Annotated in this window: 14 protein-coding genes and 1 pseudogene (1 of these 15 cut by a window edge); 7 read left to right on the top strand and 8 right to left on the bottom strand. The window is 69.2% G+C overall.

What is annotated here, in order from left to right; translation table 11 throughout:
- The 3 genes and pseudogenes from K8O92_12605 to K8O92_12615 all read left to right on the top strand — a co-directional run.
- Positions 1-13,761: the final stretch of a non-ribosomal peptide synthase/polyketide synthase gene (locus K8O92_12605; GenBank protein ID UAK34603.1), read on the top strand. Its footprint begins 30,309 nt before the window's first position; the window shows 13,761 of its 44,070 coding nt (coding positions 30,310-44,070); the start codon falls outside the window, past its left edge; the stop codon is at positions 13,759-13,761.
- A gap of 134 nt (positions 13,762-13,895) precedes the next feature.
- The gene (locus K8O92_12610) at positions 13,896-14,465 is read left to right on the top strand and encodes a Uma2 family endonuclease (protein UAK35657.1); all 570 of its coding nucleotides are present in this window, start codon (positions 13,896-13,898) and stop codon (positions 14,463-14,465) included.
- A gap of 163 nt (positions 14,466-14,628) precedes the next feature.
- Positions 14,629-14,885 (top strand): annotated as a pseudogene (locus tag K8O92_12615) (Uma2 family endonuclease).
- A gap of 151 nt (positions 14,886-15,036) precedes the next feature.
- Here K8O92_12615 and K8O92_12620 read toward each other — a convergent pair.
- From K8O92_12620 to K8O92_12630, 3 genes are read right to left on the bottom strand one after another with little or no spacing between them, the layout of a single operon-like run.
- On the bottom strand, positions 15,037-15,651 hold the full coding sequence (locus K8O92_12620; protein ID UAK34604.1) for an ATPase: 615 nt from the start codon (positions 15,649-15,651) through the stop codon (positions 15,037-15,039).
- Positions 15,648-16,097, bottom strand: a complete 450-nt coding sequence (locus tag K8O92_12625) for a DUF1772 domain-containing protein (protein UAK34605.1) — start codon at positions 16,095-16,097, stop codon at positions 15,648-15,650. Before K8O92_12625 ends, K8O92_12620 begins: the two co-directional genes overlap by 4 nt.
- 29 nt (positions 16,098-16,126) lie before the next feature.
- Complete coding sequence (locus K8O92_12630) at positions 16,127-16,684, bottom strand: AhpC/TSA family protein (GenBank protein ID UAK34606.1); 558 nt, start codon at positions 16,682-16,684, stop codon at positions 16,127-16,129.
- Positions 16,685-16,758: 74 nt separating this feature from the next.
- Between K8O92_12630 and K8O92_12635 the strand changes: the two genes are divergently transcribed.
- Positions 16,759-17,370 (top strand): TetR/AcrR family transcriptional regulator C-terminal domain-containing protein, encoded by a 612-nt coding sequence (locus K8O92_12635; GenBank protein ID UAK34607.1) that lies wholly within the window; start codon positions 16,759-16,761, stop codon positions 17,368-17,370.
- On the opposite strand, the gene K8O92_12640 is transcribed toward K8O92_12635, so the two are convergent.
- A complete protein-coding gene (locus tag K8O92_12640) occupies positions 17,360-18,544 on the bottom strand; it encodes an SGNH/GDSL hydrolase family protein (GenBank protein UAK34608.1) in 1,185 nt (394 codons plus the stop codon). The genes K8O92_12635 and K8O92_12640 overlap by 11 nt on opposite strands.
- Before the next feature lie 108 nt (positions 18,545-18,652).
- On the opposite strand from K8O92_12640, the gene K8O92_12645 reads away from it, so the two are divergent.
- On the top strand, positions 18,653-19,126 hold the full coding sequence (locus K8O92_12645) for a MarR family transcriptional regulator (GenBank protein ID UAK34609.1): 474 nt from the start codon (positions 18,653-18,655) through the stop codon (positions 19,124-19,126).
- Positions 19,127-19,129: 3 nt separating this feature from the next.
- Here the strand turns inward: K8O92_12645 and K8O92_12650 are convergent, their stop codons facing one another.
- Entirely contained in the window at positions 19,130-19,783 is a 654-nt protein-coding gene (locus tag K8O92_12650; protein UAK34610.1) for a TetR/AcrR family transcriptional regulator C-terminal domain-containing protein, read from the bottom strand.
- A gap of 90 nt (positions 19,784-19,873) precedes the next feature.
- Between K8O92_12650 and K8O92_12655 the strand changes: the two genes are divergently transcribed.
- Positions 19,874-20,884 carry an NAD(P)-dependent alcohol dehydrogenase gene (locus tag K8O92_12655; GenBank protein UAK34611.1) on the top strand — a complete coding sequence of 337 codons (1,011 nt, stop codon included), beginning with the start codon at positions 19,874-19,876 and terminating at the stop codon, positions 20,882-20,884.
- Between the two features lie 13 nt (positions 20,885-20,897).
- On the opposite strand, the gene K8O92_12660 is transcribed toward K8O92_12655, so the two are convergent.
- Together K8O92_12660 and K8O92_12665 are read right to left on the bottom strand one after the other, a co-directional pair.
- Positions 20,898-21,674: an NAD(P)H-binding protein gene (locus K8O92_12660; protein ID UAK34612.1), complete on the bottom strand. Its 777-nt coding sequence runs from the start codon at positions 21,672-21,674 to the stop codon at positions 20,898-20,900.
- Positions 21,675-21,761: 87 nt separating this feature from the next.
- Positions 21,762-22,295, bottom strand: coding sequence for a CGNR zinc finger domain-containing protein (locus K8O92_12665; GenBank protein UAK35658.1), 534 nt, complete (start codon positions 22,293-22,295; stop codon positions 21,762-21,764).
- 60 nt (positions 22,296-22,355) lie between these two features.
- On the opposite strand from K8O92_12665, the gene K8O92_12670 reads away from it, so the two are divergent.
- On the top strand, positions 22,356-22,757 hold the full coding sequence (locus K8O92_12670; GenBank protein ID UAK34613.1) for a RidA family protein: 402 nt from the start codon (positions 22,356-22,358) through the stop codon (positions 22,755-22,757).
- Between the two features lie 6 nt (positions 22,758-22,763).
- Here K8O92_12670 and K8O92_12675 read toward each other — a convergent pair whose 3' ends face one another.
- Positions 22,764-23,714, bottom strand: coding sequence for a YafY family transcriptional regulator (locus tag K8O92_12675; GenBank protein UAK34614.1), 951 nt, complete (start codon positions 23,712-23,714; stop codon positions 22,764-22,766).
- Positions 23,715-23,761: the final 47 nt, after the last annotated feature.

Raw genomic sequence — 23,761 nt, forward strand, 5'->3', positions numbered from 1 at the left:
GAGCTGCCCGCCTACATGGTGCCCTCGGCGTTCGTCGTGCTGGAGGCGTTCCCGCTGAACGCCTCCGGCAAGCTGGACCGCAAGGCGCTGCCCGCGCCCGTGTTCGAGGCCAAGGTGTTCCGGGCGCCGTCCACCCCGATCGAGGAGATCGTGGCGGGCACCTTCGGCGACGTGCTCGGCGTCGCGCGGGTCGGCTTGGACGACGACTTCTTCGAGCTGGGCGGCAACTCGCTGCTGGCCACGCAGGTGACCGCGCGGCTGGGCGCCGCGCTGGACACCAAGCTGGCGGTGCGCGACCTGTTCGAGGCGTCCACCGTGGTGGCGCTGGCGGCCCGGGTGGAGTACAACGCCGGATCCGGCCGGGACCGGCCGCGCCTGGAGGCAGGGGAGCGCCCGGCGCGCATCCCGCTCTCGCCCGCGCAGCAGCGGTACTGGTTCCTCAACCAGTTCGACACCGCCACCTCGGCGGTGGACAACATCCCGCTGGCCGTCCGGCTGTCCGGCACGCTCGACGTGCCCGCGCTGGAACAAGCCATCGGCGACGTGTTCGCCCGCCACGAGGTGCTGCGCACCACCTACCCGCGCTCGGCGGAGGGGCCACACCAGGTGATCCGTCCCGCGGCCCGGTCCGCGGCGGCGCTCACCCCGATCGACATCACCGAGGAGGACCTGCTCGGCGCCGTCATCGGTTTCGCGCTGACCACCTTCGACGTCACCGTCGAGGTGCCGTTGGCGGTTGCCTTGTTCCGTATCGTCGCGGGCGGGAGTAGCGCGGGATCGGACACAGCCGAGCACGTGCTCGCGTTCACCGTGCACCACGTCGCGGCCGACGGCTCGTCGATGGGGCCGCTGGCCCGGGACGTGATGGCCGCCTACGTGGCGCGCGTGCAGGGCGAGGCGCCGCAGTGGCAGCCGCTGCCGGTCCAGTACGCCGACTACGCGCTGTGGCAGCGTGCGGTGCTCGGGTCGGAGGACAATCCGGAATCGCTGGCCGCGCAGCAGGTGGCGTACTGGAAGCAGGCGCTGGCCGACCTGCCCGATCAGCTGGAGCTGCCCGCCGACCGGCCGCGCCCGCCCGCGCAGTCGTTCCAGGGCAAAGCGATCCGCTTCGAGATCGACCCGCGGCGGCACGCCCGCCTGCACGAGCTGGCGCGCGCGCACAACGCGTCGCTGTTCATGGTGGTGCACGCGGCACTCGCGGTGTTGCTCTCGCGGCTGTCGGGCACCGACGACATCGCCGTCGGCACCCCGATCGCCGGTCGCGGCGAACGCGAACTCGACGATCTGATCGGCATGTTCGTCAACACCCTGGTGTTCCGCACCCCGGTGCGGCCCGCCGAACGCTTCGCCGATCTGCTCGGCGACGTCAAGGAACGCGACCTGGAGGCGTTCGCCAACGCCGACGTGCCGTTCGAGCGCCTCGTCGAGGTGCTCAACCCGGTGCGCTCGACCGCGCGCAACCCGCTGTTCCAGGTGGGCCTGTCGTTCCAGAACCTGGCCGAAACCACGTTCGAGCTGCCCGGGCTCACCGTCAGCGCGGTCGACTTCGACTCGCAGCTGGCCAAGACCGACCTGCACGTCACGTTGTACGACCGGTACGCCGAGGACGGCACGCCCGCCGAGATCATCACCGAATTCGGTTACGCCACCGATTTGTTCGACGAGGGCACGGTGCAGGGCTTCGCCGACCGGTTCCTGCGGGTGCTCGACGCCGTGCTGGCCGACGCCACGGTGCGGGTCGGCGAGATCGATCTGCTCGCGGCGGAGGAGAGCGAGCGCATCCTCACCGCCTGGAACGCCACCGACCACGCGGTGGATGCGACCGCGACGCTGGTGTCGCTGCTGGATGCCACCGTGGCCGCGACGCCGGCGGCTGTGGCTCTGGTCGCCGACGAGCCGACCGGTCGCCGGGAGCTGACCTACGCCGAGCTGGACGCGCGGGTCAACCGCCTGGCCCGGTACCTGATCGGCCGCGGCGTCGGTCCGGAGGACCGCGTCGCGCTGGCGATCCGCCGCAGCAGCGAGCTCGTGGTCGCGATGTACGCGGTCGCCAAGACCGGCGCTGCCTACGTACCGATCGATCCGGACCAGCCCGCCGAGCGGACCGACTACATCCTGGGCACCGCCGCGCCGGTGTGCGTGCTGACCACCGGCCGGGACGGCTTCCACACCGCGGCGGCCGACGTCGTGCCGATCGACGCGCTCGACCTCGCGGAGTACGCCACCGATCCGGTGACCGCCGACGAGCGCACCGGTGCGCTGACCCCGGCCAACACCGCGTACGTGATCTTCACGTCCGGTTCTACCGGCCAGCCGAAGGGCGTCGCGGTCCCGCACGCCGCGATCGTCAACCAGTTGCAGTGGGAGACATCCGTCTTCGAACTGGGCGCCGAGGACGCGGTGCTGCTGAAGACGGCGGCGACGTTCGACCTCTCGGTCTGGGAATTCTGGTCGGCCGCGGTTTCCGGTGGCCGCCTGGTGATCGCGGCCGCCGACGGACACCGCGACCCGGCCTACCTGAACGAGCTGATGCGCGCCACCGGCGTCACCACGCTGCACGTGGTGCCCTCCATGCTGGACGCGCTGCTCACCGAATCCGGTGGCAGCCTGTCGGCTTCGCTGCGGCGCGTGCTGGCCATCGGCGAGGCGCTGCCCGCCGCGACCGCCCAGCGGTTGCGCAGGCACAACGCCGCCGAACTGCACAACCTCTACGGTCCGACCGAGGCGGCGGTGTCGATCACCAGTCACCTGGTCACCGATGCCGACGAGGCGTCGGTGTCGATCGGCGCGCCGGAGTGGAACAGCCGGGTCTACGTGCTCGATTCCCGACTGCGGCCGGTGCCGGTGGGCGTCTCGGGCGAGCTGTACCTGGCCGGCGCGCAGCTGGCGCGCGGTTACTTCGGCCGTCCCGAGCTGACCGCCGAACGATTCGTCGCCGACCCGTTCGCCGGGGGTGAAGGCGGAGCGCGGATGTACCGCACCGGCGACCTGGTGGCCTGGAACGCCAACGGCGAGCTGGACTACCGGGGGCGCACCGACTTCCAGGTGAAGATCCGCGGTTTCCGCATCGAGCTCGGCGAGATCGAGGCCTCGCTGTTGCGGCAGGACGCGGTGAGCGCGGCGGCCGTCGTCGCGCACAACGATCCGAACATCGGTGACCGGCTGGTCGCCTATGTGGTGCCCCGGACCGGCACGCTGGACAAGCGCGCGTTGCAGTCCGCGCTGGCGGCCGAGCTGCCGTCGTACATGGTCCCGTCGATGGTGATCGAGCTGGACGCGTTGCCGCTCAACGCCAACGGCAAGCTGGACCGCAAGGCGCTGCCGCGGCCCACCTTCGAGAAGGCGGTGTTCCGCGCGCCGGTCACTCCGATCGAGCAGATCGTGGCGAACACCTTCGCCGAGGTGCTGCGGCTGTCCGATCGCGAGGGCGCCGAATCGAAGCGGCTCGGCCTGGACGACGACTTCTTCGCCTGGGGCGGCAACTCGCTGCTGGCCACGCAGGTCGCCGCCCGGCTGGGCGAGGCGCTCGACACCCGGGTGCCGGTGCGCCTGCTGTTCGAGGCGTCCACGGTGGCCGCGCTGGCGGTACGGGTGGAGCGGCACGCCGACATGGGCGGTCGTCGCGCGCTGACCGCGGGCCGGCGGCCGGAGCACATCCCGCTGTCGCTGGCGCAGCAGCGCATGTGGTTCCTCAACCGGTTCGACACCCAGTCGGCCGCCTACAACGTGCCGATCGCGGTGCGGCTGTCCGGCGCGCTGGACGTGGCCGCGTTGCGTGCCGCCATCGCCGACCTGGTGAGCAGGCACGAGATCCTGCGCACCGTCTACCCGCAGACCGAGGCGGGCCCCGTGCAGGTCATCCTGCCGCCCGCCCAGGCCGTGCCGCGGCTGGAGGTGCGGGTGGTCGCGCCGTCGCAGATCGAGTCCGCCGTCGTGGCGCTGACCTCGACGATCTTCGACGTCACCACCGAGGTGCCGGTGAAGGTCGCGCTGTTCCAGATCGCCGGAGAGGACGCGCGGAGCGGGCCGGACGGGTCGGTGGACTACGTGCTGGCCATGGTCGTGCACCACATCTCCGGTGACGGCTCCTCGGTCGGCCCGCTGACCAGGGACCTGATGATCGCCTACGCCGCGCGGGCGGCGGGCGAGGCGCCGAACTGGGCGCCGCTGGAGGTCCAGTACGCCGACTACAGCATCTGGCAGCGTGAACTGCTCGGTGACGAGGACGATCCGCAATCGCTGGCCGCCGAGCAGGTCGCCTACTGGAAGCAGGCGCTGGCCGACCTGCCCGACCAGCTGGACCTGCCCTCGGACCGGCCGCGTCCGGCGGTGCAGTCCTTCGCGGGCGGCAAGGTCGAGCTGGGCGTGGACGCGCAGACCCATCAGGCGCTGATCGAGCTGGCGCGCGCGGAGGGCGCGACGCTGTTCATGGTCGTGCACACCGCGCTGGCGGTGCTGCTGGCCCGGTTGTCCGGCACCGACGACATCGCGATCGGCACGCCGATGGCGGGTCGTGGCGAAGCCGCGCTCGACGACCTGATCGGCATGTTCGTCAACACCCTGGTGTTCCGCACCCGGGTCGATACGGGGGAGGCGTTCACCGATCTGCTGGCCCGCCAGCGCGAGATCGACATCCAGGCGTTCGCCAACGCCGACGTGCCGTTCGAGCGCCTGGTCGAGATGCTCAACCCGGTGCGTTCGACCGCACGCCACCCGCTGTTCCAGGTGGGTCTGTCGTTCCAGAACCTGGCGCAGTCCGCGCTGGAGCTGCCCGGCCTGAGCGTGTCCGGCCTGGACATCGACACCGAGCTGTCGCAGTTCGACCTGCACCTGATCGCGACCGACCGCTACGACGACGCAGGGGTGCCGGAGGGCATCACCGGGTTCTTCACCTACGCGACCGATTTGTTCGATCGCGCGACGGTGCAGGGCTTCGTCGACCGGTTCACCCGCCTGCTCGGCGAGATCGTCGCCGCGCCGCGCACCCCGGTCGGCGACCTCGAACTGCTCGACGCCACCGAGCGGGTCCAGCTGCTCACCGCACGCAACGCGACCGACCAGGCGGTGGACACCTCCGCCACGCTGGTCTCCTTGCTGGACGCGACCGTGGCGGCCGGGCCGAAGGAAGTCGCGCTCGTCACCGAGGACGGCGAGTCGATCACCTACGGCGCGCTCGATGCTCGGGTGAATCGTCTTGCGCGGCATTTGGTTTCGTTGGGTGTGGGTCCGGAGTCGCGGGTGGCGTTGGCGTTGCGTCGTTCGGTGGATTTGGTTGTGGCGATGTATGCGGTGGCGAAGTCCGGTGGTGTGTATGTGCCGGTGGATCCGGATCAGGCTGCCGAGCGTACGAGTTACATTCTGGAGACGGCGGCTCCGGTGTGTGTGTTGTCGAATGCGGAGGCGGAGTTCGAGACCGATGTCGCGCCGGTGGTGCGGATCGATGAGCTGGATTTGTCCGAGGTGGACGCTTCCACGGTGAGGGATGCTGATCGGGTGGGGTCGTTGCGTCCGGAGAACACGGCGTATGTGATCTTCACCTCCGGTTCGACGGGTCGTCCGAAGGGTGTGGCTGTTTCGCATGGTGCGATCGCGAACCAGTTGCAGTGGAAGAACGTCGAATTCGGCCTGGACGCCGCTGATGCGATCCTGCTGAAGACGGCGGCGACGTTCGACTTGTCGGTGTGGGAGTTCTGGTCGGCGGCGGTGTGTGGTGGCCGTTTGGTGATCGCTTCACCGGATGGTCATCGGGATCCGGCGTATTTGAACGAGTTGATGGCGCGTGAGTGGGTGACCACGTTGCATGTGGTGCCGTCGATGCTGGATGCGTTGCTGAGCGCTGGTTTGCCGGATTCGTTGTGGCGGGTGTTGGCGATCGGTGAGGCGTTGCCGGGTTCGGTGGCGCAGCGGTTCCTGCGGGAGAACCCGCGTACCGAGTTGTTCAACTTGTATGGTCCGACCGAGGCGGCGGTGTCGATCACCAGCCACCGGGTCACCCGCGCCGACGAGACGTCGGTGTCGATCGGTGCGCCGGAGTGGAACAGCCAGGTGTACGTCCTCGACGGCCGCTTGCGGCCGGTGCCGGACGGTGTTTCCGGTGAGCTGTATTTGGCGGGTGCGCAGTTGGCGCGCGGGTACTTCGGTCGCGCGGATCTGTCGGCGGATCGGTTTGTGGCGAATCCGTTCCAGGCTGGAGCGCGGATGTATCGCACGGGTGACTTGGTCGCCTGGAACGGCAACGGTGAGCTCGAGTATCGGGGTCGTACGGATTTCCAGGTGAAGATTCGTGGTTTCCGTATCGAGTTGGGTGAGATCGAAGCCGCACTGTTGGCGCTGCCTGCAATCGCGCAGGCGGTGGTGATCGCGAAGTCGGATCCGAAGACCGGTGACCGTTTGGTGGCCTATCTCGTGCCGAGCGATGCCGATGCCGATGCCGATGGCGGTGCCGGTGTGGATGTGGCGCGGGTGAGGTCGGAACTGTCGGCGGGTTTGCCGTCGTACATGGTGCCGTCGGTGTTCGTGGTTTTGGATGCTTTGCCGTTGAATGTGAACGGCAAGTTGGATCGTAAGGCGTTGCCGGAGCCGGAGTTCGAGGTTCAAGCGTTCCGTGCGGCCTCGACGCCGATCGAGGAGATCGTGGCGCGGGTGTTCGCCGAGGTGCTGGGTGTCGAGCGTGTCGGTGCGGATGATGATTTCTTCGCTTTGGGTGGTAACTCGTTGTTGGCGACGCAGGTCGCGGCGCGTATCGGCGCGGCGCTGGATGCGCGTGTTCCGGTGCGGGTGCTGTTCGAGGCTTCGACTGTGGCTGGATTGGCGGCGAAGGTCGAGCAGCACGCGGGTGCTGGTGGCCGTCGCGAGCTGGTCGCGGGCCCGCGTCCGGAGCGGATTCCGTTGTCGCTGGCCCAGCAGCGCATGTGGTTCCTCAACCAATTCGACACCGCCTCGGCGGTGAACAACATCCCGGTGGCCGTGCGGCTGACCGGCGAGCTGGATGTCGAGGCGCTGCAATCGGCGGTCGGGGACGTCATCGGCAGGCACGAGACGCTGCGCACCATCTACCCCGAACAGAACGGCACGGCGTACCAGGTGATCGTGCCCGCCGAACGGGCCGTGCCGGATCTGACGCCGGAAGCGGTCGCGCCCGAGGACATCCGTCACCGGATCATCGAGGTGATCTCGGCCGGATTCGACGTGACGACCGAAGTTCCGTTGCGGGCCAAGCTGTTCCGCGTCAGCGAAACCGAATACGTGCTCGTGTTCGTCGCGCATCACATCAGCGCGGACGGCTGGTCCATGAGCCCGCTGACCCGCGACGTGATGCTCGCCTACGCGGCCCGTTCGGCCGGCGTGGAACCGGGCTGGGCGCCACTGCCGGTGCAGTACGCCGACTTCAGCCTCTGGCAGCGCGAGGTGCTCGGCTCCGAGGCCGACCCGGAGAGCCTGATCTCGCAGCAGGCCGATTACTGGCGCACCACCTTGGCCGGGCTGCCCGACGAGCTGAACCTGCCCGCCGACCGTCCGCGTCCGACGACGCAGTCGTTCGCAGGCGGGCGCGTGCTGTTCCCGATCTCCGACGAGCTGCATCGGAACCTGACCGCGATCGCCAGGGAGCAGAACGCGACGCTGTTCATGGTCGTGCACGCCGCGCTGGCGCTGTTCCTGGCGCGCATGTCCGGTACCGACGACATCGCGGTCGGCACCCCCATCGCGGGCCGCGGCGAAGCCGAGCTCGACGACATGATCGGTATGTTCGTCAACACGCTGGTGCTGCGCTCGCACGTGGACGGCAACCTGACGTTCGAGCAGTTCCTCGCCCGGACCAAGGAAACCGACCTCCAGGCCTTCGCGCACGCGGACCTGCCCTTCGAGCGGCTGGTGGAATTGCTCAACCCGGAGCGCTCCACCGCGCGGCACCCGCTGTTCCAGGTGGCGCTGTCGTTCGAGAACCTGCCCGAGAGCAGCTTCGAACTGCCCGGATTGCACGTGGGCGCGGTCGAGTTCGATGTCGACACCGCCAAGTTCGATTTGTCGCTGACCATGCGCGAGGCTGGGGAGAACCCCGACGGCACGGGCATGTACGCGGAGTTCTCGTTCGCTCGCGACCTGTTCGACGAGGAGACGGTGCACGTGTTCGCCGAGCGCTTCACCAGGCTGCTCACCGCGATCACCGCCGACCGCGAGACCCCGATCGGCGACCTGCCCCTGCTGGACGCGGCGGAGCACCATCTGCTCACGCACGTGCAGGGCAAGGACGTCATGACCACCGGCCTGCTGCCGGACCTGTTGCAGCGCGGCGCGCATCTGGATCTGGAACAGGTGGCGGTGCGTTACCAGGGCCGCTCGATCACCTACCGGGAGCTGGACGAGTACTCCTCTCGCCTGGCGCGGGTGCTCATCGAGCGCGGGGTGGGACCGGAGCGAATCGTCGCGCTGTCGTTCCCGCGTTCCTACGAGATGGTCGCCGCGTTCTGGGCGGTGGCGAAGGCCGGCGGCGCGCACGTGCCGATCGACCCGACCTACCCTGAAGACCGCATGCGGCACATGGTCAACGACTCCGGCGCGGTCATCGGCATCACCGCGAGCGAGTACGTGGATCGGCTGCCGCGCGACGTCGAGTGGCTGCTGATCGACGATCCGGAGTTCGGTGCGCTGGTCGAGAGCCGGTCTCCGGCGCCGGTCACCGACGCGGACCGGATCTCGGAGCTGGCCATGCGCCACCCGGCGTACGTCATCTACACCTCCGGTTCGACCGGCATGCCCAAGGGCGTCACCGTGACCCACGCGGGCATGGGCGGGCTGGTCGGCGTCGCGACCGACCTGTACCAGCTGGAATCGCACCACCGGTTCCTGCACATCTGCTCGCCGAGCTTCGACCCGTCGGTGCTGGAATGGCTGTGCGCCGCCCACACCGGCGCGACGCTGGTGGTCGTGCCGTCGACCATCATCGGCGGTCCGGACCTGGCCGAGCTGCTGCGCACCGAGCGGGTGAGCCACACGATCATCACCCCCGCGGTGCTGGGCACAGTCGATCCCGAAGGCATGGAAGCGCTCGAGGTGGCCTCCGTCGGCGGTGACGTCACCACGCCGGAACTGCTGGCCAAGTGGTGGCCGGGCCGCAAGTACTTCAACGCCTACGGCCCGACCGAGGCCACGATCATCTCGTCCTACGCCCAGCTCACCCCCGGCAGGCACATCACCATCGGCCGCCCGGTGCGCGGTATGTCCGCGCTGGTGCTGGACAACCGGCTCAACCCGGTGCCGCCGGGCGTCGCGGGCGAGCTGTACCTGGCCGGTGACGCGCTGGCGCGCGGCTACCACAACCGTCCCGACCTCACCGCGGACCGGTTCGTCGCCAACCCGTGGGGCGACGAGGGCGCGCGGATGTACCGCACCGGTGACGTGGTGCGCTGGTTCGCCGAACCCGGCGAGCGGGCGGGCAACGCCGCGGTGGCGTCGGTGCGCTGGGAGCTGGACTACGTGGGCCGCTCGGACTTCCAGGTGAAGATCCGCGGCTTCCGCATCGAACTCGGCGAGATCGACACCGTGCTGGCGAGCCACGAGGACGTCGAGTACGCGATCACCATCGGTCGCAAGACCGATGCGGGCGCGACGATTCTCGTGTCCTACGTGCTGGCCGCGCCCGGTCGCGCGATCGACACCGCACGGCTGACCGAGTACACCGCGCGCAGCCTGCCGCCGCACATGGTGCCCACGGCGATCGTGGTGATCGATGAGATCCCGCTGACCCCGGTCGGCAAACTGGATCGCAAGGCGCTGCCCGAGCCGGAGCTGGCCCCGCGCGAGTTCCGCGCGCCGGCCAGCGAGATCGAGGCCCTCATCGCCGAAGTGTTCGCCGAGGTTCTCGGCGTCGAGCAGATCGGTTTGGACGACTCGTTCTTCGCGCTCGGCGGCGACAGCATCCTGTCGATCCAGCTGGTCTCGCGGGCCAAGGCGCGCGGCGTGCTGTTCACTCCGCGTGACGTGTTCGAGCGGCGCAGCGTGGCCTCGCTGGCCGAGATCGCCGCGCTCGGCACGGGCACGGAGCAGGTGCGGCTGGAGGAACTGCCCGGCGGCGGTGTCGGCGAGATCCCGCTGACCCCGATCATGCGGCAGATCCTCGCCAGCGGCTCGTCCTACCAGCGGTTCTCGCAGACCATGGCGCTGCGGCTGCCCGAAGGCATCGACCGGGAAACTCTGGTCGGCACCATCGCGGCGGTATACGAGCACCACGACGTGCTCCGGTCACGGCTGCGCCGTACCGGCGCCGACTGGACGTTCGAGGCGCTGCCGCACGGCGCGGTGAACGTCGACGCCCTGGTGCACCGGGTCGACCTGGCCGCTGACATCGACGAGGCGGAGCTGTCCCGTGTCGCCTCCGATGCGCTCGACGGCGCGCTGGGCAGGCTCGATCCGGCTGAGGCCGCGATGGCGCAGTTCGTCTGGTTCGCTTTCTCGGCCGGAGCGAAGGGCGCCACGGAGGGGTCCGCGGAGGCCGACGTCGAGCACCGCGAGCGGCGGGATGTGCTGTTGATCGTCGCGCACCACTTCGTGGTCGACGGCGTGTCCTGGCGCATCCTGATCCCGGATCTCGCGCTCGCCTGGTCGCAGCTGGTCGCCGGTCAACCGGTGACGCTGCCCGCGGGCGGCACGTCGATGCGGCGCTGGGCGCACAGCCTGGTCGAGGCGGCGAGCGCGCCGGAACGGGTCGCGGAACTGTCTTTCTGGCAGCAGGTCTCGGCCACACCGGACCCGCTGCTCGGTGAGCGCGCGTTCGACCCGGCGGTGGACACGTTCGCCACCGTCGAGCGAGTGGAGATCACCGTGCCCGCCGAGGTCACCGACGCGGTACTCACCGCGATCCCGGGCCTGTACCGGGGCGGGGTGAACGACGGGTTGCTCTCGGCGCTGGCCATGGCGGTCGCCCGCTGGCGCGGGGACGGCTCGCAGGCCGCGCTGGTCAAGCTGGAAGGCCACGGCCGCGAAGAGGATGTCGTGCCGGGCGCGGACCTGTCGCGCACCGTCGGCTGGTTCACCTCGGCATACCCGGTCCGGCTCGATCTGGCCGACGCCGACCTCACCGACGCCTTCGCCGGTGGAGCCGCGCTGGGCGAGATCGTGAAGTCGATCAAGGAGCAGTTGCTCGCGGTGCCCGACAAGGGTCTGGGCTACGGCCTGCTGCGGCAGCTCAATCCGGAGACGGCGCCGAGCCTCGGTGGCGCGGGCGGGAGCAAGGCGGGATCCGACGCAGCGCAGATCAGCTTCAACTACCTGGGCCGGATGTCGGCGGGGGAGATCCCCGAGCAGCTCGCCGAGATCGGCTGGGCGCCGGTGGCCGATCTAGGGCAGCTGGACGTCGACATGGACCTCGACATGCCCGCCAACGCGACGATCGACATCAACGCGATCGTCACCGACTCCGACGAGGGACCGCGGCTGGGCGCGTCGTTCGCCTTCCCGACCGGTCTGCTGACCCGGGAGCGGGTCCAGGAGTTCGCCGAGCTCTGGGTCGAGGCGCTCACCGCGCTGGCCACGCACTCGCGGCGGCCGGACGCGGGCGGCTTCACGCCGTCGGACATGCCGCTGGTGCGGGTGGGGCAGCAGGACATCGAGCAGTGGGAACGGGCCTACCCCGCCTTGACCGAGGTGTGGCCGCTCTCGCCGCTGCAGTCCGGTCTGCTGTTCCACGCGATGATGACCCAGTCCACCGTGGACGTGTACACCATGCAGGCCGTGGTGGACCTGGGCGGCGCGCTGGACGCGGCGCGGTTGCGGTCGGCGGCGCAAGGCATCGTCGACCGGTACCCGAACCTGCGCACCGCGTTCGTCACCGACTCCGACGGGCAGGCCGCGCAGGTGGTGCTGGGTCGGGTCGAGGCGCCGTGGAGCGAGGTGGATCTCACCGATCTGCCCGCCGAGGAGCGGATCGCGGAACTGCGCAGGCAGGTCGCGGCCGAGCAGGCGACGCACTTCGACATGGCGACCCCGCCGCTGATCCGGTTCACGTTGTTCCGCAGCGACGAGACGCAATGGCACCTGGCCATCACCACCCACCACATCCTGTTGGACGGTTGGTCGATGCCGCTGCTCATGCGGGATCTGCTGGTGCTGTACGCGGTGCGCGGCGACCAGACGGCGCTGCCGCGGGTGGCCTCCTACCGCAACTTCCTCGGCTGGCTGGCCGGGCGCGACCGGGACGCCTCGCTGCGCGCTTGGGCAGCGGCGCTGGAGGGCGTCGACGAGCCCACCCAGCTCGCGCCGCAGCCGCGGGCCACGGAGAACTACGAGATCGGCAAGGTCGTCACCGAGCTCGACGCCGACCGCACGCGCCGGATCAGCAAGCATGCCGCCGAGCTCGGCGTCACGGTGAACACGCTGGTGCAGGCGGCCTGGGGCATCCTGCTCGGTCGGCTCACCGGTCGCGGCGACGTGGTGTTCGGCGCGACGGTGTCCGGCCGCCCGGCCGAGCTGCCCGGCGTCGAGTCGATGGTTGGTCTGTTCATCAACACGCTGCCGGTGCGGCTGCGCATCGATGACCGCCAGACCATCGGCGAGCTGCTGGCGCGCCTCCAGGGCGATCAGGCCGGGCTGCTCGAGCACCACTATGTGGGGCTCACCGACATCCAGCGGGTGGCGGGCACCGGCTCGCTGTTCGACACACTGCTGGTGTTCGAGTCGTATCCGATGGACAAGGAAGCGATCTCGGCCGCCAGCTCGATCGACGGCATGTCGGTGACCGGCGTCGGCGTCAACGACGCCACGCACTACCCGATGACGCTGCTGGTGATCGCGGAATCCACGATCGAGCTGACCCTGAAGTACCTGGGCAGCCGGTTCACCGCCGAGGAGGTCGAGACCCTCGCCGAGCGGCTGGTGCGGGTGCTGGAGGCGCTGCTCGGCGATCCGGACGCCCACGTGGGTGACATCGACATCCTGGACGAGGACGAACGGGCCCGGTTGCTGGTCGAATCCGGTATCGCGGCAACAGGTTCCGCGCCGGAGCCGGTGGGCCGGGTCGGGGCGCGCACGGTGGCCAAGGTGCTCGCCGAGGTCGTGGAAGAGGATCCGGAAGCACCCGCCCTGCTGGCCGGGGACGACGAGGTCGCTTTCCACGCGCTGGATCGGCGCTCCTCGCAGCTGGCTCGGATGCTCATCGACCGCGGCGCGGGACCGGGCGACATCGTCGCGGTGACGCTGCCGCGTTCGGTGGACGCGGTGGTCGCGGCCTGGGCGGTGCAGAAGGCCGGCGCGGCGTGCCTGTTCGCGGGCGACCTCACGGCCGAGGACCTGACCGCCGCCGGCGCTGCTTACGCGATCACCGCCGAACCGGTCGCCGACAGCGACATCCGCTCGGTGGCGCTCGGGGACGCCCGGGTGAAGCAGGACATCGCCGCGGCGGCGTCGCATCCGGTGTCCTACGCGGACCGGGTCCGCCCGCTCGGCGAGGAACACCCCGCGTTCGTCGTCACCACGGCGGACGGGGTGGTCGCGATCACTCAGTCCGAGGCGCTCGCCGAAGCCGAACGGATCCGCGAGGAGAACGAGATCGACTTCGAGTCGACCACGTTCACCACCGCTGTGTCCGGCCGCGCGGCAGTCCTGGAGTTCCTGACCTCCGCAACGGCAGGCGCCCTCTCGGTCCTCCCGACCGGCGACCTGGAGACCGACCTGGCCGAGGGCGAGGTCACCCACTGGTTCGCGACGCCCGGCGAAGCGACCGACGCGGCGGGCGACGAGATCACGATCGTGATCGCGGAGCAGGGATAGCCGAGATCCGCCGGTGAAGTGCGTCGATTCGCACCTTCACCGGCGGGTTCGGATCGGTGGCTCGGTTAGACTCGAACAGAGTCGGCGGCGACTCGACGCCGTCGTTCGACGAGGTTGGAGGTGGTTTCGTGGCGATGCCAGTTCCGCACGCCGATGGTTGGACGGCTGCCGACCTCGATCACATGCCCGAAGATGGATTGCGCTACGAGGTCTTGAATGGTCAGCTCGTTGTGAATGCCGCACCGAAACCTCGCCATCAGTTGTTGGTCAGATGGCTGGGGCGTGCCCTCGACGCGGTGTTGCCAGCAGATCGCTTGGTGTTGGAAGGTGTCGGCGTGCTGATCGGCGATGACGAACCGATCCCCGATCTCATGGTGGTGACCGAGCCGATTGATCTGGACGCTAGGGGCGTTCCCGCTCACCGAGTCGAACTCGTTGTCGAGGTCGTGTCCAAATCCACGACGTTGCAAGACCGCATGGTAAAACCGGTGGTCTATGCGGAGGCCGGGATCCCGAACTACTGGCGATTCGAGCCCAATTCGTTCAAAGGGCAGTTGCCAGGGGAGTCTCTTCCTGTTCTGTTCGCCCACGAGCTCGGCGACGATCATGCTTACGAGCTGACCCACCGGGTGGCCGCGGGCAATGCGGTCACCCTGCGCAGTCCCTTCGAGTTCACGATCGACCCGGTGACGCTGCTGCCCTGACCTCGCTGTAGGGGATCCTGGGTCGTGGTGATGATCATCAGCCGAGTGCGTGGTCCGGTCTGGTTCGAACTGCGATGATGTCGCGCTATGAGCGCTCCCCACGAGCAGCGTGTGACAGCCGAGCAGTTCGCCGAAGGGGCGACTGCCGGGCTCGGTGACATCGATGGTCGAGGCCACGTCCGAGTCCACCATCGATGCCGATATCAATGACAAGCGAATTCACTACGCGACCGCGGTATTCCTCGGTACCTGATCGTCCGGCTCGATCAGAAGGAAGAACGAATCGAAGAGATCGAGGAATACCGTCTCGACTGGTCCGGTCGCCGCTATCGCGCCCACACGGTTCACAGACGTGTATTGCTGCTACTCGATGACCCGGTAGAGGCGACCATTCCCTTCGACGTACTGGAACAGCCTTGACGACCTCGCATGGCAGAGGGACGCGCGCTCGAAGCCCGCCGGACGTAGGACCAGCCGAGCCGGCGCCGGAGTTCCGGACCACAGCGGCTCGAGCTCGAGCCGCTCTGCGCAGTCCGTTCGGCTCCACGTCGACCCGGCGTTCCTGCCGCGCTCACAGCGGGACGGCGTGGTCCTCGGCGAAGACCTTGCGGCAGACCGGGGCGCAGAAGGCGTAGTCGGTGCCGTCGTGGGTGAGGGTGAAGCGGGCGGTGGACACCTCGACGGTCATGCCGCAGATCGGGTCGATGGCGTAACCCTCGGGGGCCTCGGCTCGGTCGCCGGAGGTCCGGTAGTCCTCGGTCATCAGCTTGGTGATCTCGGTGGCGGTGAGCGTGCGGCCGAAGGCGCCGAGGTTGTTCTCGCGTAGGCCGACGATCTGGACTACGCAGTGCGGATCGCGGGTCAGGCGTCCCGGCTCGGCCTCGGATTCGGCGATGGCTCGGGTGATCAGTGGGATCACGTGGCCGCCGAATTCGCTGTTGTTCGCCCACGACCCGGGGACGGTGAGCCGCGCCAGGTAGCGCGGGGCGTCCTCCAGGGCGGGTCCGCCGGTCGCCCACACCTCGGCGTCGCGCACCAGAACATGGGTCAATTCACGAGCCTTCGCCAGTACCGAATCCGGTGCGGCGGGCTCTGTGGTCAGGTCGCGCAGAATGCGATCGGCGAGAGCACATTTGCGGTCGGGTGTGAGTGCGTTGTCGGAGACGAAGAGTTCGACGGTCATCATGGGCGTGCTTCTTTCGCGGGGAGCAGGGTGGTCAGCGCGACCAAAAGGAATGCCACCAGCGCGCAGGCCGTGCGCGCGAAGTGGAAGGCCTCCCAACGGCTGAGGATTTCGGCGTAGTCGGCCGGCGGACCGCTGACCGCCCATACTTTGATCTCCTGGTTGATCGGGACGTTGCCGAGCCGGGTGATGAGGAACGCCGCGATCGCGAGCACGCCCGCGCTACCGGCGAGCAGGCGTGATCGGCCGGTGGAACGGGCGGCGAGCACCAGCGTGCTCAGGACGGTCAGGCCCATCAGCGACTGCATGACCAAGCCGTTGACGCTCATCAGCGCGGTGTGGAAGGTGAAGCGCACCTCCAGCGGAACTTTGCGGAAGGCGTAGAGGACGTTCACCGCTCCATAGCCGAACGCACCGGCGAGCAGTCCGCCGAACAGTAGTGCGAACATCCGGGCCAGGAGCGGTCTTTCGGCAATTCTCACGCGCGCTGCTCCGCCGGGACGAGGGCGAGCAACTCGTCGACCGACCACTGGTCGTAGACATGCGTGCCGTGCTTCGCGGCGAGGACGCGTCCGTCGGGGGAGATCAGGAAGTCGGCGGGCAACCCGAGACTGCCGCCCTCGGGCTTGACGGGCGGGGCGACCTGCCCGCGCCGCAGGATGGCCCGAGCGGCCTGGGCGACGCCGCGCAGAATGGCGGGCCAGCCGCGCGGGTCGAGCAGGGCGCGAGGCGAGGTCGAGACGCCGAATTCGCGGTAGAGCTCGCGGTACGGATCGGCGATCACGTCCAAGGGCAGTTCGGCGGTGTACTTGCGCAATTCTTCCGCGCTGGAGTGGAAGACGATCACCTCGCGAATGTTCGCCGCGGCGATCTCGTGCCTGCGGGTGACGATCGAGCGCAGGTGCAGGTTGCACACCGGGCAACCGGCGAATCGCCGGAACTGGAGATGGAGCAGGCGATCGGGATCCGGCACCTGGACCCGTGCACCGGAGATGGTGACCAGGGTTCGGCCGGAGACAGCGCTGGGCAGCGACATGGGGAACTCCTTCTAGGTAGGTGTACTTTGTACGCCTACAACCAGTATGCGCGTAGCTTGTACGCTGTCAATCCGTGCCCCGTCCCCGCTCGCTGAGCACTGCCGATCTCGCCGCGGCGGCCCTCGCCGTGCTCGACCGCGACGGGCTGTCCGCGCTGACCATGCGTGCGGTGGCCAAGGAACTGGGCGTGGCCACCATGGCCCTGTACCGCTACGTGCGCGATCGCGATGCGCTCGAGGTACTGGTGGCAGATCAGGTGTTCGCTTCCATCGACACGTCACTCCCGGCCGAAGGCGAGTGGAAGACGCGCGTGACCGCACTGCTCGAACACATCCGGGACGGGTTCGCGGCTCATCCGGCCGCCGTGCCGCTCGTGCTGCGGCATCGCCAGTCGTCGGTGGAATCGCTACGTGTGATGGAAGCCATGCTCGCGGTGCTGACCGAGGGTGGATTCACCGGCCGCGCGCGGGTCATCGCCCAGCGCACCTTGATCGCCTTCCTGATCGGTTACCTCCAGAACCAACACTATGCGCCGCTGCCGGGGCGGGGGACGATCGTGATGTCCGAACTCCCCGCGCAGGATTACCCGCATCTGACGCAGACCGCGGGCCAGGCCAAGAACATGTCGGCCGACGACGAATTCCGAGGCGGTATCGAGATCGTGCTGCGCGGTCTCAGGCCATAGCGGCCACCAGGACACGTGAGCGTCCCGCGCGCGATATCGAGCCGAAAAGCGCCGCCACGTCGATGCTTTCGGCCATCGCCCGAGCCCCTGCGTCGTTGAGATGCATGCCGTCACCGCTGTCGAAGCCGGGTCGGATGAAATCAGGCCGCTGCGGGTCCTCGACCGCACGGGCCACATCGAACACCGAGTCGAAGACCTCGCAGCCGCGCAGCCATTCGTTCACGCGCCGGCGGGTCGCCAGCGTCTCGGCGACGTGCAGACCTTCGTAGATGACGCCGCCGTAGGGGCCGATCGTCGCGGCGTGGATGGTCAGGCCCGCCGCGTGCGCCCGCTGCGCGAGGGTGGTGAAGCCCTCGATCAATTCGTCGGCGGTCGCGGGCGGCTGGCCGACCATGCCGCCCAGGGTGAGGTCGTTGATGCCGAAGTTGACCAGGACGCTGGTCACGCCGGGCACGTCGAGCACGTCGCGGTCGAAGCGCGCCAGGCCCGGTTCACCCACCTCGTCGGTCAGCAGCCGATTTCCGGCGATGCCCTGGTTGACCACCCAGCCGCGCTCCAGGCGTTCGTTGAGGACGTCGACCGAGCGGCGGTTGGCGTCGAGTGTGGTGCCGACGCCTTCGAACCAGGAGTCGCCGAAAGCGACGGCCATCGGCGTGCCCGCGGGCGCGAGCACATCGACGCCGGTGACGAAGAATCGCGCGGGCACCTCCTCGGCGGCTCGGAGTACTGCTCCGGACGTGACGTCGCCGTCCGCTATGTAAGCGGTTTCCCCGGGCTGGTGTGAGTAGGTCGCCGGCCCGGTGGGGCCGGGCAGGTAGAGGCTCAGCGCCAGATCCGTGCCTGCCGAGAAGGCCGACTCCACCGGGTCGCTGAGAACTTCGCCGCCCACCGGGACGACGACCTGCTCCGCGCCGTCGAACCGCAGCGCGGTATCGGTCCCGGGGACGATCTCGCTGCCGGTCTTGCGCAGAGCGACTCGTGCTGCGCCGATCGTCAGTGGCGTCGTCCCGTAACGGTTGGTCAGCCTGACCCGCACCTGCGCGCCGCCCCCCGCGAGGCGCAGTGCCTGGCGCACCGTCTGGTCGGTGAACGAGCGGGATTCCGCGAACTTGATCCGCTCGTCCGGGCGGATCACCCCGGTGCGGAATCCGGCGATCCAGGTGTTGGGCGACATGAGGAACCTCCACTGATTGACTTGAGGAATAATGCGTATGCATAGTTCTACGGCAGTTTGTTCCTCATGTCAACTATCCGCGTGGAAACTTTTTGGTAGGTTGCCCTCATGGACATGAGTGAGCTGCTGGACGATCCACGTCTGACCACGATGGGCCTGCTGTTCGAGGCCCACGGCGGTGTGGTCGCCAAGCTGGAGCCCGTCTGGAAGGCGCACGGTCTGTCCGGGCTGGATCTCAACGCCCTGATGCGGCTGAGCCGCTCCCCGGGGCGTCGGCTGCGCATGTCGGAGCTGGCGGTGCAGACCTCGCTGTCGACCAGTGGCGTCACCCGCTTGGTCGATCGGCTGGCTCGTGCCGAGCTGGTCGAACGGGAGCTGGACCCGGGGGATCGGCGCAGCTCCTATGCGGTGCTCACCGACGCGGGCGCGGCACGGCTCGCGCAGGTGCTGCCGGACTATCTCGCCGCCGTCGACCGCTGGTTCGTCGGATTGCTGAGGCCCGATCAGCTCACTGCGTTGTCCGAGGCGTTGCGAATCGTGCGGGATACGTCCAATCCGGAGGCCACGTTCCGGATGGATTGAACGTCAGTCCGCGCTCTCGGTCAGCAGCCGCTCCAGGCCGTCCAGGATCAGGTCGAGCCCGAAGCCGAAATCGGCTATGCCCGTGTGTTTCCCATCGATGACCAGCTGGGAGAGCGCGTTCATGTGGGGATACTCTTCGGCTGGGATGCGCGGCAGGAACTGTTGTGCGGCGGAGGCATATTCGGACGGCGCCAAGGGAAAATGCAGCTCTTGCAAGGTGAAGCCGTAGAGGTGGCTGTCGAGTGCGTTCCACGCGCGGTCGGCTTGTGGCAGTGAGAATCCCGCCGCGCGCAGGCAGCCCACGGTGGCATCGATGTAGCGCAGCATGGCGGGGCCGACGTTGATCCGGGAGCCGATCAGTCCGGTCGCCCACGGATGGCGCAGCAATACCTCGTGGGCGGAGGCCGACCGGGCGCGCAGGGCGGCCTTCCAATCGCCGCCGGCGGCGGGTGGCGTCATCTCGCCGACCACCAGATCGGCGATGCCGTCGAGCAGGTCGTCCTTGTTGCGCACGTGGTTGTACAGCGACATCGCCTCGACGCCGAGTGCCTGTGCCAGTCGCCGCATGGACAGCGCGGCGAGGCCGTGCTCGTCGGCGAGCCGGACCGCGGCGAGCAGCACCGCGTCCCTGGTGAGCGGCGGGCGAGACTCGGGCATGGTCCCCTCTCTTGACGCACTTACGGTGTAAGCGTAGCGTCGACGGCGTCGCACTTACACTGTAAGTGTCCAATGAAGGCGAGGGATGCCATGTCCGACGGCCAGCAGTCCACCATCGAGCGCGCGACGATGACCGCGATCGTCGCGCCGCGATACGGCTCCAGCGAGGCGCTTCGGACGCAGGCGGTGCCGCGTCCGGTCGCGGCCGCGGGCGAGGTGCTGGTCCGGGTGCGCGCGGCGGCGGTATGCCGCGGCGACGTGCACCTGCTCACCGGCAAGCCCTACGCGATCCGGCTCGGTTTCGGCCTTCGGCGGCCGAAGTACCCGGTCATCGGGCACGACCTGGCAGGCGATGTCGTCGACGTCGGTCCCGGCGTGAGCGAATTCGACCGTGGGGACTCGGTTTTCGGTGCGGTCGACTCGGGAGCCTTCGCCGAATTCGCGCGCGTGCCGGTCGGGCGGCTCGCGCGCGTTCCCGATGGCCTGACCGTGATCGAGGCCGCGGCCTTGCCGGATTCGGGCATGACGGCGCTGCAAGGTCTGCGCGATGTCGGCGGACTGCGCGCCGGGCAGAAAGTACTCGTCAACGGCGCGTCGGGCGGTGTGGGAACGAGCGCGGTGCAGATCGCCAAGGCGCTCGGCGCCGACGTGACGGCGGTGTGCGGCCCACGCCACGTCGAGACGTTGCGCGCGCTGGGGGCCGATCGCGTGATCGATTACACCACCGCGGATTTCACGCGCGACACGGATCGATACGACGTCCTGCTCGATTTGGTGGGCAATCGGCCGCTGACCGCATGCCGCCGGGTGCTCGCACCGAAAGGGGTCTTCGTCTCTTCGGCGGGCGCGCCTGGCGGAGACTGGCTCGGTCCGGTGCTGTGGGTGGGCAAAGTGGTGCTGACCAGCCTGGTGGTCGGCCAGACCATGCGTCCCCTGCTGATGCGCCCGTGCCGGGCGGACCTCGAGTTCCTGGCGGGGCTGGCCGCCGAGGGGAAACTGCGCCCGGTGATCGAACGGCGCTTTCCGCTCGCCGCGGCCGCCTCGGCGGTGGCCCATGTCGCCGCGGGGCACGCCCGAGGCAAGACGGTGATCGTCGTCTGAGCCGGGCGGCGAGTCATCCGGCCCGGACCGCGCCTTGGTGCTCCGTGAGGTAGTCCGCCCATCTCAGCTTGCCCACCTCGGCGCCTTCGGTCACCAGGTTCTCGCCCGCGCGGTAGACCCGGCCCGCCTTGCCCGGCACCCGGACGGTCAGCAGCGCACGCCGCTTGCCGAGCGTCGCCAGATAGTCGCGGACCAGATCGCGCATCCCGAAGACCTCGGGGCCGACCAGATCCGGCACCCGTCCGGCGGGTGCGCCGCCCGCCAGTTCCACCAGCCGGGCCGCCACCTCACGGGTGTCCACCGGTTGCAGGCGCGCCCCGCCCAGCACCGGCAACACCGGCGATTTCCGCATCGTGTCCACCAGATTCGGCACGAAGTCGTGGAACTGCGCAGCCCGCAGCGTGGTCCAGGGGATGCCCGATTCGGCTACGGCTTGCTCGGCGGCGAATTTCGCGCGGAAGTAGGTCAGCGGAAGCAGGTCGGCGGCTGTGACCGAGATGTACACGAGGTGCCCGACACTCGCGGTTGCCGCTGCGCGCAGGAGATTCGCGGTCGCCACGTCGTCACCCTTGGCGCCGCCGGCCAGATGCAGGATGGTGTCGACACCCGTCACCGCGGCATCGATGCCGCCGCCGCGCAGGAGGTCCCCGGCGACGAACTCGACGCCGCCGTCCGCGGGACGCTCGGTGCGGCTCAGGACACGCACGTCGGCGCCGGTCTCGCGCAGTAGTGGAAGCACCTGGCGGCCCAGGGTGCCGGTGCCGCCGGTGACAAGGATTTTCGTGGTCATAACTGTCTCCGATCGCATCGGTGCCGATGGGGCGTTCCCATCGCTTCACCGAGACGACGACGCGCGGACACGGGCTGTGACATCCGATCACTCCTTGGCGCGGTAGCGGCGCACCTTGCTGAGGTTGCCGCAGCGGTCCATCGAGCACCAGCGGCGACGGCCGGGACGCGAGGCATCGACGAACAGCAAGCCGCAATCCTGGGCGGCGCAGACCCGGATGCGGTCGGCCAGCGGGCTGGTGAACAGGTCGATGGCGTCGCGGGCGAGCGTGGACAGCGCCGCGGACGCCGTCGCGTCGGCGAAGCCGCCGGTGCCGTCGAGCCGGAGTTCCGGGATCAGCGGGGGCTGGGCGGCGACGGCGTTGATCGCCGCGATGTTCCCCGGCGACAACTGCTCGCCCGTCGCGAGGCCGTACGCCGTGCCGGCGATCGCGGCACGCAGCGTCCGCATCGTCGGCAGATCCGATTCCTCGGCTGTCAGCTCGTCCAGTTCGAGGATCACGCCGAGGAACCGGCGCAGATCCTCGACGGTGTGCATGATCTCCCACACCGCGAGCTCGCCTTCGCCGCCGGTGTGCACGAGGTCGAGGGCGGCTCGTCCCGTACGGAAGCGGCGGCGCAGATCGGGTGGCAGGCTGGCGCGGGATTGCATGACACTAGTTTAACTGGTTACATTGCTCGCATGACGATCAGCACGCACATCAATCCCGAAACGCTGCACAGCAACCCGGCTTTCACCCAGGTCGTGCGGGTGTCGGCCGCCGCGGACACGATCTACGTCGGCGGGCAGAACGGAGTGGACGCTTCCGGTCGCGTCGTCGGCCCGGACGTCGCCTCCCAGGCCCGCCAGGCTTTCGCGAACCTGCAGACGTGTCTCGCCGCCGCGGGCGCCTCGATCGAGCACGTGGTGAAGTGGACGATCCTGGTCCGCGAGGGCGAGCCGCTGCAGGACGGATTCGCCGCGTTCGGCGAGGTATGGGGCAACCGCCCGAACCCGCCCGCGATCACTGTCGCCCAGGTCGCGGGTTTCGCGGTGCCCGGCGCCGTCTGCGAGATCGAAGCCGTGGCCGCCGTTCCGGCCTGAACCCGGTCACTCGACCGCCGCGGCGAGGCGGGCGGCGAGCTCGCGAATGTGCGTGACGAGTTCTGGTGGTTCGTGCACCCGGAACGGGAAGCCGAAGGTGGCGACGTAGATCGCCAGTTCGTCGAGCGAGTTGGCGCCGGTCCGGAGCACGCAGCTCGCGGCGTCCCGCGCCTCGATGACGCCGACGGTCGGCGCGATGCGCTCGGCGGCCACCTCCGCTGGAACGCTCATGGTGATGCGGGCGGCGTAGCGGTACGGCGCGGTGGTGACGCCGCGGGTGAGGTATCCGGACAGGTCCGCGTCGGGTGCTTCGCGCGGGGTGAAACGGGGTCCGGTCGGGATGCGCGGATGGAGGCGGTCGACGCGATAGGTGCGCCAATCCGCCCGGTCGACGTCCCAGCCGATGAGGTACCACCGCCTGCCCGTGTGTGCCAGGCGGTGCGGTTCCGTGGTGCGCGACGACATGGCGCCGTCGTGATCGCGATAGTCGAAGCGCAGACGGTGCTGATCGCGAATGGCGGCGGCGACGGCGGTGAGCACGTCGGGATCGACGGTGGGCCCGCCCGCGGGCACCGTGACCGTCGCGGCCTGGAGCGTGCCGACGCGGTAGCGCAGCCGCGCGGGCAGCACTTGCTCGAGTTTGGCGAGAGCCCGCAGCGAACTGTCCTCGATGCCCGCGATGGTGCCGCCCGCCGCGGTGCGCAGGCCGAGCGCCACAGCGACCGCCTCGTCGTCGTCCAGCAGCAACGGAGGCAGTTTCGCCCCCGCGCCGAGCCGGTACCCCGCCACACCGGGCGTCGCGTCCACCGGATAGCCCAGCGTGCGCAGCTTGTCGATGTCCCGGCGGACGGTGCGCACGTCCACCTCGAGTCGTTCGGCGAGTTCGGCGCCGGTCCAATCGCGGGGCGTCTGCAACAGCGACAGCAGGCGCAGCAGCCGCGCCGAGGTTTCCAACATGAGAGAAGTCTGCCCGAGAGCTAGGGCGATAGTTGTCCTAGGCAGAC

Origin of the sequence: Nocardia asteroides, assembly GCA_019930625.1 — a bacterium.
GTDB lineage: Bacteria > Actinomycetota > Actinomycetes > Mycobacteriales > Mycobacteriaceae > Nocardia > Nocardia sputi.